Annotated in this window: 12 protein-coding genes and 1 riboswitch; of the genes, 5 read left to right on the top strand and 7 right to left on the bottom strand. The window is 69.9% G+C overall.

Annotated elements, in window-relative coordinates; genetic code table 11:
- On the bottom strand, positions 1 to 746 hold a 746-nt coding region (locus ACFTZB_RS34350), incomplete at its 3' end, for a DUF418 domain-containing protein (protein WP_378438591.1).
- 80 nt (positions 747 to 826) lie between these two features.
- Between ACFTZB_RS34350 and ACFTZB_RS34345 the strand changes: the two genes are divergently transcribed.
- Positions 827 to 1,411 (top strand): TetR/AcrR family transcriptional regulator, encoded by a 585-nt coding sequence (locus tag ACFTZB_RS34345; protein WP_378438589.1) that lies wholly within the window; start codon positions 827 to 829, stop codon positions 1,409 to 1,411.
- Positions 1,412 to 1,433: 22 nt separating this feature from the next.
- Here ACFTZB_RS34345 and ACFTZB_RS34340 read toward each other — a convergent pair whose 3' ends face one another.
- The 3 genes from ACFTZB_RS34340 to cobN are packed head-to-tail and all read right to left on the bottom strand — an operon-like array spanning position 1,434 to position 5,910.
- Positions 1,434 to 1,871, bottom strand: coding sequence for a TIGR03618 family F420-dependent PPOX class oxidoreductase (locus ACFTZB_RS34340; RefSeq protein WP_378438587.1), 438 nt, complete (start codon positions 1,869 to 1,871; stop codon positions 1,434 to 1,436).
- A 24-nt stretch (positions 1,872 to 1,895) separates the two neighbouring features.
- Positions 1,896 to 2,291 carry a PPOX class F420-dependent oxidoreductase gene (locus ACFTZB_RS34335; protein ID WP_378438585.1) on the bottom strand — a complete coding sequence of 132 codons (396 nt, stop codon included), beginning with the start codon at positions 2,289 to 2,291 and terminating at the stop codon, positions 1,896 to 1,898.
- Positions 2,292 to 2,307: 16 nt separating this feature from the next.
- On the bottom strand, positions 2,308 to 5,910 hold the full coding sequence (gene cobN, locus ACFTZB_RS34330) for a cobaltochelatase subunit CobN (RefSeq protein WP_378438583.1): 3,603 nt from the start codon (positions 5,908 to 5,910) through the stop codon (positions 2,308 to 2,310).
- A 55-nt stretch (positions 5,911 to 5,965) separates the two neighbouring features.
- Positions 5,966 to 6,109: riboswitch (cobalamin riboswitch) on the bottom strand.
- A gap of 6 nt (positions 6,110 to 6,115) precedes the next feature.
- On the opposite strand from cobN, the gene cobG reads away from it, so the two are divergent.
- Genes cobG through ACFTZB_RS34315 form a run of 3 tightly spaced genes read left to right on the top strand, consistent with a single transcriptional unit; the run spans position 6,116 to position 9,399 of the window.
- Positions 6,116 to 7,249: a precorrin-3B synthase gene (gene cobG, locus ACFTZB_RS34325; RefSeq protein ID WP_378438581.1), complete on the top strand. Its 1,134-nt coding sequence runs from the start codon at positions 6,116 to 6,118 to the stop codon at positions 7,247 to 7,249.
- Positions 7,250 to 7,273: 24 nt separating this feature from the next.
- On the top strand, positions 7,274 to 7,900 hold the full coding sequence (locus ACFTZB_RS34320; RefSeq protein WP_095864132.1) for a precorrin-8X methylmutase: 627 nt from the start codon (positions 7,274 to 7,276) through the stop codon (positions 7,898 to 7,900).
- Positions 7,897 to 9,399 carry a precorrin-2 C(20)-methyltransferase gene (locus ACFTZB_RS34315; protein WP_378438578.1) on the top strand — a complete coding sequence of 501 codons (1,503 nt, stop codon included), beginning with the start codon at positions 7,897 to 7,899 and terminating at the stop codon, positions 9,397 to 9,399. The genes ACFTZB_RS34320 and ACFTZB_RS34315 overlap by 4 nt, the downstream gene beginning before the upstream one ends.
- Here ACFTZB_RS34315 and ACFTZB_RS34310 read toward each other — a convergent pair.
- The 3 genes from ACFTZB_RS34310 to ACFTZB_RS34300 are packed head-to-tail and all read right to left on the bottom strand — an operon-like array spanning position 9,374 to position 11,807.
- Positions 9,374 to 10,006 (bottom strand): hypothetical protein, encoded by a 633-nt coding sequence (locus ACFTZB_RS34310; RefSeq protein ID WP_378438576.1) that lies wholly within the window; start codon positions 10,004 to 10,006, stop codon positions 9,374 to 9,376. The two genes, ACFTZB_RS34315 and ACFTZB_RS34310, sit on opposite strands and share 26 nt — an antisense overlap.
- Positions 10,007 to 10,011: 5 nt before the next feature.
- Positions 10,012 to 10,917 carry a serine hydrolase gene (locus ACFTZB_RS34305; RefSeq protein WP_378438574.1) on the bottom strand — a complete coding sequence of 302 codons (906 nt, stop codon included), beginning with the start codon at positions 10,915 to 10,917 and terminating at the stop codon, positions 10,012 to 10,014.
- Entirely contained in the window at positions 10,914 to 11,807 is an 894-nt protein-coding gene (locus ACFTZB_RS34300) for a LysR family transcriptional regulator (RefSeq protein WP_378438572.1), read from the bottom strand. Before ACFTZB_RS34300 ends, ACFTZB_RS34305 begins: the two co-directional genes overlap by 4 nt.
- 147 nt (positions 11,808 to 11,954) lie before the next feature.
- On the opposite strand from ACFTZB_RS34300, the gene bla reads away from it, so the two are divergent.
- On the top strand, positions 11,955 to 12,908 hold the full coding sequence (bla, locus tag ACFTZB_RS34295; protein ID WP_378438570.1) for a class A beta-lactamase: 954 nt from the start codon (positions 11,955 to 11,957) through the stop codon (positions 12,906 to 12,908).
- Positions 12,909 to 12,991: the final 83 nt, after the last annotated feature.

The following is a 12,991-nucleotide window of genomic DNA, read 5'->3' as shown; positions in this document are numbered from 1 at the left end:
TGGGGCTGGGGTAGCGCGCGGCGGGTTATATTTGGGCGCCGCGGAAGGGGGCCTGGGTGGGGTTGTTGTCGGCGCGCATGTTTTGGGGGCCCGCCGACGAGGAACAGGGCGATCGACAGCGGCAGGATGAACAGCACCTCGAGCCGGAACAGCAACAGATTGTCGGCGCGGAAGACGACGAGGTCCCAGAAACTGCCGTCCGCGTAGGGATTCGGCGACAGCGGCTGCGGATCCCGCGCGGGTGCCGAGGACAGGGCCGCGCCGACGAGGGCGAGCATCGCCGCGTGGACGGCCACCGCGCACACGATCCACGTTCGTTGCGCGCGGATGCCCGTGGTGAGGATGAAGGCGACGATCAGTCCGGTGAGGGCATACCCGGTCAGCACGTCGAATTCGGTGAACAGCAGGAAGTGCAGCGCCCCGTCGAGCATCAGCAGCGCTGCGCGCCACGGGTATCCGCCCGGCCACCGTTGACCGCGCCGCTGGGCGGAACGCTGCTGAATGACCAGTCCGATGCCGAACAGGACGGTGAGCAGGCCGAGGAACTTGCCCTGCGCGAGTTGCTGCAGCACCGCCTGCACCGGAGCCCATCCGCCTGTGGCCTTTCCGGTGCCGTCGATGTATCCGACGAGCCCCTCGACGTTGGTGAAGATCCAGATGTTGGTGGCGAGCGTGCCCAGGATCGCCGCACCGCGCATGACGTCGAGCGCGGCGTAGCGGTGAGAACTCGATGGTTGCGACGACATCCGTTCAGCCCCTCCGGTACTTGTTAGTACGATCGTGCCAACAAATTCCGATGCTAACACGACCGTGTTAACATGGCGGGGTGCCGAAGCTCATCGACCACGACCGGAGGCAGCAGGACATCGCCGAGGCTCTGTGGCGGGTGATCCAACGGGACGGCATCGGCGCCGTGTCCGTCCGCGACGTCGCCGCCGAGGCGGGCATCTCCAGCGGATCACTGCGGCACGTGTTCGCCAGCAAGGCCGAACTTCTCGCCTATTCCATGCGTCTGGTGGCGACACGGGTCCGCGAACGGGCACAGGCCCACGCCTCGATCGCCGACCCGTGGCAGCGTGCCCTCGCCGTGCTGGACGAGGTGCTCCCCCTCGACGTTCGCCGGCGCTGCGAGATGGAAGTGAACCTGGCACTCGTCGCCGAGAGCCCCGCCCATCCCCTGCTGAAGGACATCGCCCTCGACGCCCAGCGACAACTCCGGGATGCGTGCGCCGCGATCCTGACCGGTCTCGCAAAGCACGGTCTCGTCGCGCCGGACATCGACGTCGACACCGAGGCGATGCGTCTGCACGCACTCGTCGACGGCGCCGCGATGCACGTCCTGCTCGGCGACACCGACACCCCCGACTCGGCGCACCGCATGATCGACGAGCACCTCCGTACCCTCGCCTGAGCGGTTCGTGCCTCGCGGGTTGTCAGTTGCTGTAGACCCGATCGACCCGGACGAATACGACCGCCCGGCCCTGCTCGGCCATCACCCGGTCGTACTCGTCCCAGTCCTCGTGCGTGCCTCCGGCAGCGACGAATACCTCCCGACGCAGAAGCCGCAATCTCTCGTCGTCGAGCCACGGCCGGGGGTCGTCGGGACCGGCTATCTCGGCGGTTCCCTCGACGGTCGCCCACTGCCACCCGTCCCGGAAGGTGGTGGCGACCTGAGGGCGAGACCTCAGGTTGTTCAACTTCACCTTTCCGTAGGTCACGAATCCCAGAACCGGTTCGCCCGTGGCCGGGTGCTCGAGCAGTCCGACGTTGACCATCGACGCCTGAATGGTTCCGTTCGCGCGAAGAGTGGCGACCACCGCCAGACCGTTGTCATCCCGCGCCAGCGCGACAGCGTCCTCGAGAGTCGTCATGCACCGAGACTACTGCGGTGCCGGCTACCGGTCATCGACTGTGACGGCGAGACCGATGGTTCCGGTCTTCCCTCGGCGCAGGAGGCTGCCCTTCATCGTGAGCCAGCCGAGGATGCCGTACTTGCGGGCGATCACGTCCCGGGTGTGGTCGGTGTCCGCGGCGTCGAGGATGACGGCGCGGGCGGGAACCTCGGGACCCTTCGGTTTGCCGCGCGCATCGCACGCGGCCACCGTCACCTCCGGATTGCGGCGGATGCGCTTGACCTTGTAGGAGTCGGTGACCGTCCACATCAGCAGACGGTCACCGTCGGCGGCGGCCCACAGCGGCGTCGCCACCGGGGTGCCGTCTTTCCGAAACGTGGTGAGCAGGACATACTTCGCGGACGACACCCGATCGAATTCTGTGGTCACCCGGCCCATGCTAGCCCGATGCCGGTCAGTCTCCTTCGAGTTCGCCTTCGGTTTCGAGGTACACCTGCCGCAGGCCGTCGAGGGTCTGCTGCTCGGGGTGCTCCCACATGTCCCGCTCGGCCGCCTCGAGGAGGCGTTCGGCGATGCCGTGCAGCGCCCACGGATTGGACTGTTCCATGAACTTGCGGTTCTGCTCGTCCAGCACGTACGACTCGGCGAGTTTCTCGTACATCCAGTCGGCGACGACGTTGGTGGTGGCGTCGTATCCGAACAGGTAGTCGACGGTCGCCGCCATCTCGAACGCACCCTTGTACCCGTGGCGGCGCATCGCCTCGAGCCACCGCGGGTTCACGACCCGGGCCCGGAAGACGCGGGACGTCTCCTCCGACAGGGTGCGGGTGCGCACCGACTCGGGCCGGGTGCTGTCGCCGATGTACGCTTCGGGCGACGTCCCGGTGAGCGCCCGCACGGTCGCGACCATACCGCCGTGGTACTGGAAGTAGTCGTCGGCGTCCGCGATGTCGTGTTCGCGGGTGTCGGTGTTCTTGGCCGCCACGGTGATTCGCCGGTACGCCGTCCGCATGTCGTCGGCGGCGGGTGCACCGTCGAGTCCGCGGCCGTACGCGAACCCACCCCACGTGGTGTACACGTCGGCGAGGTCGGCGTCGCCGCGCCAGCTCTTGGAGTCGATCAGCTGCAGCAGTCCGGCCCCGTACGTGCCCGGCTTGGAGCCGAAGATGCGGGTGGTCGCGCGCCGTTCGTCGCCGTGCTCGGCGAGGTCCGCCTGCGCGTGTGCGCGCACGAAGTTGCTCTCCGCGGGTTCGTCCAGTGCGGCGACGAGCCGGACGGCGTCGTCGAGCAACGCCAGGACGTGCGGGAACGCGTCCCGGAAGAAACCGCTGATCCGGACCGTGACGTCGATCCGCGGACGGCCCAGTTCGTCGAGGTCGATCACCTCGAGGTTGACCACGCGCCGGCTCGCCTCGTCCCACACCGGCCGGACGCCGAGGAGCGCGAAGACCTCGGCGATGTCGTCGCCGGACGTGCGCATCGCGGACGTGCCCCACACGGACAGCCCCACCGACCGCGGCCATTCGCCGTGATCGGACCTGTAGCGGTCCAGCAACGATTCGGCCATCGCCTGACCGGTCTCCCAGGCGAGCCGCGACGGCACGGCCTTCGGGTCGACGGAGTAGAAGTTCCGGCCCGTCGGGAGCACGTTGATCAGCCCACGCAGCGGCGACCCGCTCGGCCCGGCGGCGATGAAACCGCCGTCGAGCGCGTGCAGCACCTGGGCGATCTCGTTGTCCGTCTCCCGCAGCCGGGGCACCACCTCGGTGGCCGCGAAGCGCAGGATCTTCGCGACCGTGGCGTCGTCGGTGAGGGTGTCGGCGGCGTCCGGGTTCCACTCGGCGTCGTGCATGCCCTGCACCAGCGCGTGCGCCTGCTGCTCGATCTCGTCCACCCGGGTGCGGGATTCGTCGCCGTCCTCGCTGAGGCCGAGCGCCTCGCGGAGTCCGGGGACGTTCTGTTCGCCGCCCCACATCTGGCGGGCACGCAGCATGGCGAGCACCAGTTCCACCTCGGCGTCGTCCCGGGGCGCCGCACCGAGCACGTGGAGGCCGTCCCGGATCTGGACGTCCTTGATCTCGCACAGCCAGCCGTCGACGTGCAGCAGCATGTCGTCGAACACGTCCTCGTCGGGACGTTCCTCGAGTCCGAGGTCGTGGTCCATCTTGGCGGCGCGCATCAGCGTCCAGATCTGCTGGCGAATCGCGGGCAGCTTGGACGGGTCGAGTGCGGAGATGTTCGAGTGCTCGTCGAGGAGTTGCTCGAGCCGCGAGATGTCGCCGTAACTCTCGGCGCGGGCCATCGGCGGGATCAGGTGATCGACGAGGGTCGCGTGGGCGCGGCGTTTGGCCTGCGTGCCCTCCCCTGGGTCGTTGACGAGGAACGGGTAGATCAGCGGCAGGTCGCCGAGCGCGGCGTCGGTCCCGCACGAAGCGGACATGCCGAGTGTCTTTCCGGGCAGCCATTCGAGGTTTCCGTGCTTGCCGAGATGGACGACGGCGTCGGCGCCGAAACCACCCGCCGCGGCGTCCGCCGCGATCCACCGGTACGCGGCGAGGTAGTGGTGGCTCGGCGGCAGGTCCGGGTCGTGGTAGATCGCGACCGGCTTCTCCCCGAATCCGCGGGGCGGCTGCACCATCAGCACGAGGTTTCCGAACTGCATTGCGGCGATGACGATTTCACCGGCAGGGTCCTGCGACCGGTCGACGTACAGTTCGCCCGGCGCGGGTCCCCAGTGCTCCTCGACACCCTCGCGCAGTTCCGCGGGCAGCGCCGAGAACCATTCGCGATAGCGGGCCGCGGAGATCCGGATCGGGTTGCCCTCCAATTGCTCGGCGGTCAGCCAGTCCGGGTCCTGGCCGCCGGCGGCGATGAGGGCGTGGATCAGCGCGTCGCCGTCGCGGGCGGCGAGGCCGGGCACGGAGTCCGGTCCGTCCGCGGGACCCAGGTCGTAGCCGGCGGCCCGCATCTCGGTGAGCAACCGGATCGCGCTGGCCGGGGTGTCGAGACCGACGGCGTTGCCGATGCGGGCGTGTTTCGTCGGGTACGCCGACAGCATCAGGGCGATCCGGCGCTCGGGTGCGGGGATGTGCCGGAGCCGGGCGTGCCGGACGGCGATGCCCGCCACCCGGGAGGCGCGCTCGGCGTCGGGAACGTAGGTGGACAGGCCGTCGGCGTCGATCTCCTTGAACGAGAACGGCACCGTGATCAGCCGGCCGTCGAACTCGGGGACCGCGACCTGGGTGGCGACGTCGAGCGGGGACAGTCCGTCGTCGTTGGACTCCCACGACTCCCGGCTGCTGGTCAGGCACAGCCCCTGCAGGATCGGCACGTCCAGCGCGGCCAGCGCGGCGACGTCCCATGCCTCGTCGTCGCCGCCGGCCGAGACTCCGGCCGGCTTGGTGCCGCCGGCGGCGAGCACGGTGACCACCATCGCGTCCGCGCGGCGCAGCGTCTGCAGCAACTCCGGTTCGGCCGTGCGCAGCGACGCGCAGAAGATCGGCAGCGGGCTGCCACCGGCCGCCACGACGGCGTCGCACAGCGCCTCGATGTAGCGGGTGTTGCCGGCCAGGTGCTGGGCGCGGTAGTAGAGAACGGCGATGGTGGGGCGGTCCGGGTCGGCGTCGGGGGCGAACGGCGCGACCCCCCAGCTCGGCAGGTGTACCGGCGCCTCGAAACCGTGACCGGTCAGCAGCACGGTGTCGGACAGGAAGTGGTGCAGTTGGGCGAGGTTGTCGGCGCCGCCCTCGGCGAGATAGTTGTGTGCCTCCGCCGAGACTCCGGCCGGGACGGTCGAGCACTCCATGAGCTCCGCGTCGGGGGCGTGCTCGCCGCCGAGGACCACCACCGGAAGCCCGCCGGCCAGGACCGCGTCGAGGCCCTGTTCCCACGCCCGGCGGCCGCCGAGGATGCGCACCACGACCAGGTCGGCGCCGTCGAGCAGTCCCGGCAGATCCTCCTCGACCAGCAGCCGTGCCGGGTTGGCCCAGCGGTAGTCCGCCCCGCTGGCGCGGGCGCTGAGCAGGTCGGTGTCGGAGGTGGAGAGCAGCAGGATCACGTGTGGAGCCTTCCTGGGGGTGTCGCGCCCCGTGGCGGTGGTTCTGTGCGGAACCGGAGGTCGGAGGACGGCAGGTGAGGGTCTGGCTCGCCCACCGGTTTCGGCGAGCTCACAGTGGCGCGACCGCGCCGGATTCGCACCGGCTTCCTCTCCTGCTGTCGCAAGTGCTGGTGATGCTACCCGGGGCCGGACGTAACCTGGGACCATGGTCGACTCCCGTTCCCGCCCCGATGCATGCCCCGGCGCGTTGCAGGTCCACCAGGCGGCCGACGGTGCGCTCGCCCGGGTGCGCCTCCCCGGTGGCGTGCTGACGTCCTCCCAGTTGCAGACCCTCGCGGAGTCGGCTCGCGACCTCGGGAACGGCGAGATCGAACTGACCTCCCGCGGCAATGCGCAACTGCGGGCGGTCCGCGACCCGCTGGAGTTCGCCCGCCGCCTCGCCGGCGCGGGCCTGCTGCCGTCGGAGACGCACGAGCGGGTCCGGAACATCCTCGTCTCGCCGCTGACCGGCCGGATCGGTGGTCTCACGGACCTGCGTGATCTGGTCGGCGTGCTGGACCGGACGTTGTGCGCCGACTCCGCGTTGGCGGACCTGCCGGGCCGCACCCTGTTCACCCTCGACGACGGCCGGGGCGACGTCTCGGCGCTCGGCGGCGACTTCGGGGTCCACGCGGTCGGTGGGTCGGAGGTCGCGCTGATCCTCGCCGGTCGCGACAGCGGCGTCCGGATCCCGACGGCGGACGCGGTGTCGGTGCTCCTGAGCGCCGCCCGCGTCTTCCTGGAGCTGCGCGATCGGCACTGGCGGTTGTCGGAGATCGCGGACGGAGTCGAGCGGACCCTGTCGGCGTTGACGCTCGCACCGACGGCCGACCCGGTGCCCGGGTTCGACGAGCACCGGCCGCCGATCGGGTGGCTCGACCAGCCGGACGGCAACGTGACCCTCGGCGGCGGTCTCGCGTTCGGGGTGCTCGAGGCCCGGCTGGCGGAATTCCTCGCCGCCGTCGAGAAGCCGGTGATCGTCACGCCGTGGAAAACGGTGCTCCTGTGCGATCTGGACGAGTGGTCCGCCGAGCAGGTGGTCCGGGTCCTCGCCCCGATGGGCCTGAGCTTCGACGAGAACTCCCCGTGGCTGAACGTCAGCGCCTGCACCGGGCAACCCGGGTGCGAGAAGGCGCTCGCCGATGTGCGATCCGATGCCCGGGGCGCCGTCGCGAACGGCGAACTCCCGGTGGAGGGCCGACAGCACTGGTCGGGCTGCGAGCGGTGCTGCGGCCGCCCCAAGGGCGACGTCGCCGACGTCGTCGCCACCGAGACGGGTTACCGGGTGGAGGAGCGGTGAACCCGCAGCCTCTATCGTGAGCGGATGATCGAGTACATCCGAGACGGCGCGGAGATCTACCGCCAGTCCTTCGCCACGATCCGCGCCGAGGCGGATCTCAGTGCCTTTCCCGAGGACGTCTCACAGGCCGTGGTCCGCATGATCCACGCGAGCGGTCAGGTCGATCTCGTGGACGACGTCGCGTTCACCCCCGGTGTCGTGAAGGCCGCCCGCGCGGCGCTGGCGGACGGCGCCCCCATCCTGTGCGACGCGCAGATGGTCGCTGCCGGCGTGACCCGCAAGCGTCTCCCGGCGGACAACGAGGTGATCTGCACCCTGCGCGACCCCCGGGTTCCGGTGCTGGCGGAGCAGATCGGGAACACCCGCTCGGCGGCCGCGCTCGAATTGTGGGGCAGCAAACTGGAGGGCGCCGTCGTCGCGATCGGCAACGCCCCCACGGCCCTGTTCTACCTGTTGGACATGATCGAATCCGGTGCGCCCCGGCCCGCCGCGATCGTGGGCGGCCCGGTCGGATTCATCGGTGCGGCGGAGTCGAAGGAAGCGTTGATCGAGCACCCGAGCGGACTCGACTATCTGGTGGTCCGCGGCCGCCGCGGTGGTAGTGCCATCACGGCTGCGGCGCTGAATGCGATTGCGAGCGAAGTCGAATGAGTTCCGAGGAGCGGTCGAGCGGCAAGCTGTGGGGCGTCGGCATCGGACCGGGCGACCCGGAACTGGTGACGGTCAAGGCTGCGCGGGTCATCGCCGAGGCCGACGTGGTGGCGTTCCACAGCGCCAGGCACGGCAAGAGCATCTCCCGTGCGGTCGCGGCGCCGTACCTGCGCGAGGGCCAGATCGAGGAGCACCTCGTCTACCCGGTCACCACCGAGACCGTCGATCACCCGGGCGGATACCAGGGGGCGATGGACGAGTTCTACGAGGAAGCGTCGCAGCGGCTCGCCGCGCACCTCGAGGCCGGCCGTTCGGTGGCGCTCCTCGCGGCGGGCGACCCGCTCTTCTACAGCTCCTACATGCACATGCACAAGAGGCTGGCGCAGCGCTTCGAAGCGGAGGTGATTCCCGGCGTGACGTCGATCAGCGCCGCCTCGGCCGCGCTGGCGATGCCGCTCGTCGAGGGCGAGGAAATCCTCACGGTCCTGCCCGGCACCCTGCCGCGCGCCGAGCTGACGCGGCGTCTGCGGGAGACCGACGCCGCCGCCATCCTGAAACTCGGACGCACCTACCCGGCGGTGCGGCAGGCGTTGAAGGATTCCGGTCGCATAGACGAGACGTGGTACGTCGAGCGGGCCAGCACGACCCGGCAGAAGATCGACCACGCGGACGACGTGTCCGACAGCGATGTCCCCTACTTCTCGATCGCCGTCGTGCCCAGTCCGTCGAACGCGCGCCGCGACGATGCGCCGCCGCAGGGCGAACTGGTCGTCGTCGGCCTCGGTCCCGGCGATCAGGCCTGGACGACCCCGGAAGTGCAGCACGAACTGTCGCTGGCCACCGACCTCGTCGGCTACGGGCCGTACATCGACCGGGTCCCCGAACGCCCGGGCCAACGCCGGCACTCCAGCGACAACCGGGTCGAGGCCGAACGGGCCGCGATGGCGCTCGACCTCGCCAAGAACGGGGCCCGCGTCGCCGTGGTGTCCTCGGGTGATCCGGGTGTGTTCGCGATGGCCGCCGCGGTGCTGGAAGTGGCCGCCGAGGAGCAGTGGCGGGGCGTCCCCGTCCGTGTCCTGCCCGGCATGACCGCCGCGAACGCCGTGGCGAGCCGGGTCGGAGCACCGCTCGGACACGACTACGCGGTGCTGTCCCTGTCCGATCGCCTCAAGCCGTGGGACGTCGTGGCGCAACGCATCTCGGCAGTCGCGAGCGCCGACATGGCCTTCGCCGTCTACAACCCGGCGTCGAAGTCACGCACGTGGCAGGTCGCCGCGATGCGCGACCTCGTTCTCGAGCACCGCTCCCCCGACACCCCGGTGATCATCGGCCGCGACGTGGCCGGTGTGCAGGAGTCGGTGCGGGTCGTGCGGCTCGCCGACCTCGACCCGGCCGAGATCGACATGCGGTGCCTGCTCATCGTGGGCTCCTCCATGACGACCGTCGTCGAGAACGAACACGGGACGAGGGTCTTCACGCCCCGGCGCTATCCGGGCTGAGTGGATCGAGCTCCACCAGGATTCCACTCTCCCGGATCCAGGGACCGTCCCGCGGCGGCACCATCGCGACCCAGCCCGTTCCCGCGAACGGCCCCGACACAGGTGGCGGTGCGGGAACCAGACCGGTCCGGAGGCCGGCCTTTCCGTCGGGAACCTCGCTCAGCGTGTAGGTGCCTGCGGCACGGTACCGCCCGTCGGGATCGGGGTGGCGCGTGTGCGTGATCAACTGCCGACGCCGGATCGATCCCGTCACCCGTGCGGACTCGGGGAGCAGCGCGGCGAAATCCGCCTCGAAGTAACCGCGGAGATGGACCGGACCGCGCAGCTCGTCGGCCGATTTCAGATATGCGGTGAATCCGGCGCCACGAAGCAACATCGAACGAACCGGTCTGTCGTCGAGGTTCTCGATCTCTCCCGTCACGACCGATCCGAAGTCCGGCGAGTCGCCCGGACCGGCCTCGGTATCTGCGCGATGGTAGAACCTCAGCGCGTACTCCGCGACATCTCCGACCACGGGAAACGCGCACTGGCCATCCATGATCAGGTCCTCGGGAACGACGATTCTCAGTGCCATGCCCTTGCTGTTCCCGATCGACAGTGTTTTCACACCGATCAGTCGACGCGGCCGGAGCGGAGTTCGGTCACCGCGATCCGGGCGGCGTGCCCGATCGCCGCGTCCACCACCGGCAGCACGGGGTCTGCTCGGGCGGCACGGGTGAAGACGGCGACGGCCACGGGAACCTCACCGGGAAACGTCACGACGGCCACCTCGTTGCGGATGGCGCCGATGGTGCCGGTCTTCCCGGCCACGTCCACCCCGGAATGCGGAAATCCGGAACGGATGCGGTGCTGCCAGATCTGCGCGGACATCACCTGCCGCACGAACTCGCCCTGCGCCCCGGGCACCGCCCGCCCGGTCCAGATCGCGTCGAGAAGCGACGTCATCTCCCGCGGGGTCGTCGCGCTCGCGTACGACGGGTCGTAGGCGGACACCGTCCACGCCTCGTCGTTGTCGGCCAGCGCGGCGAATGCTTCGGCGGTGGTGTGCGCGTGGGCGTCGATGACCAGGCTGCGGTGCGCGTCGGCCGTGCCGCCGATGATCCGGGTGCTCGTCAGGCCCACGTCCGACAGTGCCCGCTCGACGCTCTTCAGCCCCACCTGCCCGAGAACCAGGTCCGCGGCCGCGTTGTCGGACACGGTCATCATCGACAGCGCCAGATCCCGCCAACTCAGCACCACCGGGTCGCGGAACGTCGACACCCCGGTCGGCCCCGGAGTGCAGTCGGCCGGATTGACCCGGACGGTCGCGGTCGGCGACAGCTCCCCGGATTCGAAAGCGTGGCACAGGGCTACGAGTAGCGGAAGTTTGTAGACGGACGCGAGCACGACGAGGTCGTCCGCGCCGACCGCGATGTCGCCGGCCTCGCCGACCGGGGTTCCGACGCGGCGGGCGTGCAACCATCCGGTGCATCCGGCGTCGGCGAAGACGTCACGGATCCGCTTCTCCGCCGAGGTCATCGATCGGCCCTGATCAGCACCCGGTCGAGAGCGGCGGCAGACGATGCAGCGTCTGCGCCGGAGCGCCAGACGATGCGCACGCGCAGCGAGAGATCGTCGCGCAGCAGATCGACCCAGGCCACACTGGGCATCACCGCGGGCGGCGACGCCGTCACGCCGAAGTGCCCGCCGGCGGACACCCGCGTGAGGAGTTCCCGCTGTCCCGAAGCGATCACGATGTCCGGGTCCAGACCCCGGACCCGCCACAGGTCGACGAACAGGTCGTGGGCCGGCGGATTGTCCGAGCGCGGACCGGTGGCCAGCGTCAGCCCGCGCAGCATCCGGACCTGTGCCTTCTTCGCGGCTGCCACCGGGTGGTCGTCCGGGACCACCACCCACCGCCGGAGTGTGATCACCGGTCCGCTGTCGAGCCCCGTCAGCAGGGCCGGGTGCTCGACCACGGCGACGTCGAGACTGCCTGCGCGGACTGCGTCCACGAGCTCGGTGGTCGACGCCGTGGTCGTCTCCACCCGGGTGGGGTGCGTGGCGTCGGTGTCGCGCAGCGCACGGACACACCGCACCACCACGCCGTCGGCCACCGAGTGCGGGACACCCCATCGCACCACGGCGTCGCGGCCACCCGCGATGCGGTGCGCCTCGTCTTCGAATCGAGTCGCGTCGTCCACGAGAAGCCGCGCACGCGGGAGCAATTGGCGCCCGGCGTCGGTGAGTCCGATGCCACGGGCACTGCGCTGAATCAACTCCGTGCCGAGTCTCTGTTCCAGCCGCCGCACCCCCTGCGACAGTGGCGGCTGCGTCATGCCGAGTCGTGACGCGGCGTTGCCGAAGTGTCCCTCTTCCGCAACGGCGACAAAGAAACTCAGATGGCGTAGCAGATCCATGGCGACCATTGAACCAGTTCCGCCCGCCCGGTTCGGGCGACACCGTCGCTTCGGGCGCACAAAACCTTCCCCTGAACTGCGGTGATAGCACACCCGACCCGCCACGACGCCATATTCGTCTTTGCGCTATGGGCAGAGGCACCCCACATTGGGTTCATGCCCAGACATCGACATCACCCGAAGCCCAAACGCACCGGTCGTCGTGGCGCCGTTGCCCTCGCACTGGCTCTGCCGCTGCTGGTCGGGGCGTGCACGGCCACCGCCGAGCAAACCCGGCCAGCGACCTCGGAGGCGGCGGCGCCGGATCGGCAGTCCCTCGACGCGAAAATCGAGGCGCTGGAAGCGCAATACTCCACACGGATCGGGGTGACGGCCGTCGATCCCGCGACCGGCGCGGTCTACAGCCACCGGGGCGACGAACGGTTCGCCATGTGCTCGACGTTCAAGGCGTACGCGTCCGCCGCCGTCCTGCGCAAGATCGAGGACGGCTCGACGTCCCTCGACGAGACGGTGGTGATCGAACCCGGCGATCTCGTCGAGAACTCGCCGGTCACCGCCGCCGCCGCGGGCACCCCGATGACGTTGGGGCAGATCGCCGAAGCGGCGCTGACGCAGAGCGACAACACCGCCGGAAACTATCTGCTCCGCGAGATCGGCGGGCCGCAGGCGATCACCGCACTCGCCCGCGACATCGGCGACGAGAGCACGCGACTGGACCGGTGGGAGACCGAACTCAACACCGCATTCCGCGGCGATCCCCGGGACACGACGACACCGACCGGCCTCGCCCGGGGTTTCCGGGCGCTGCTCCTCGACGACGGTCTCGACGAGGCGAGCCGCGATCAGCTTCTCGATTGGATGCGGGCGAGCAAGACTTCGGACAAACGAATGCGTGCCGGTCTGCCGCCCGGATGGACCGCCGCCGACAAGACCGGTGGCGGCGGGTACGGAACCGCCAACGACGCCGGCGTTGTCTGGAGTCCGGACGGCTCCCCCATCGTTCTCGCCGTCCTCACCGACAGCCTCACGAATGAGGAAGACGCGCAGGGAAACAACCAGGCGATCGCCGACACCACCGCCGCCGTCATCGCGGGTGTGACTGCGCCGTGAGCTGTCCGCGACGAGCCGGAAGCAGTCGGAGCCCCCCGCAGTGTGCCATCCGCAGGTGAGTGGCACGGTGTACTGACGCACAC

This window comes from Rhodococcus sp. NPDC057014 (assembly GCF_042673295.1).
In the GTDB taxonomy this organism is placed as follows: domain Bacteria; phylum Actinomycetota; class Actinomycetes; order Mycobacteriales; family Mycobacteriaceae; genus Rhodococcus_F.
This window is presented reverse-complemented; position numbering and strand designations above follow the sequence as displayed.

What these genes read in the sequence shown, in the direction of transcription:
- ACFTZB_RS34340 (WP_378438587.1), bottom strand. Translation starts at nt 1,871, where the DNA reads ATGACGACTCTCGAGGACGCTGTCGCGCTGGCGCGGGATGACAACGGT.
- ACFTZB_RS34335 (WP_378438585.1), bottom strand. Translation starts at nt 2,291, where the DNA reads ATGGGCCGGGTGACCACAGAATTCGATCGGGTGTCGTCCGCGAAGTAT.
- bla (WP_378438570.1), top strand. Translation starts at nt 11,955, where the DNA reads ATGCCCAGACATCGACATCACCCGAAGCCCAAACGCACCGGTCGTCGT.
- ACFTZB_RS34305 (WP_378438574.1), bottom strand. Translation starts at nt 10,917, where the DNA reads ATGACCTCGGCGGAGAAGCGGATCCGTGACGTCTTCGCCGACGCCGGA.
- cobG (WP_378438581.1), top strand. Translation starts at nt 6,116, where the DNA reads ATGGTCGACTCCCGTTCCCGCCCCGATGCATGCCCCGGCGCGTTGCAG.
- ACFTZB_RS34315 (WP_378438578.1), top strand. Translation starts at nt 7,897, where the DNA reads ATGAGTTCCGAGGAGCGGTCGAGCGGCAAGCTGTGGGGCGTCGGCATC.
- ACFTZB_RS34320 (WP_095864132.1), top strand. Translation starts at nt 7,274, where the DNA reads ATGATCGAGTACATCCGAGACGGCGCGGAGATCTACCGCCAGTCCTTC.
- ACFTZB_RS34300 (WP_378438572.1), bottom strand. Translation starts at nt 11,807, where the DNA reads ATGGTCGCCATGGATCTGCTACGCCATCTGAGTTTCTTTGTCGCCGTT.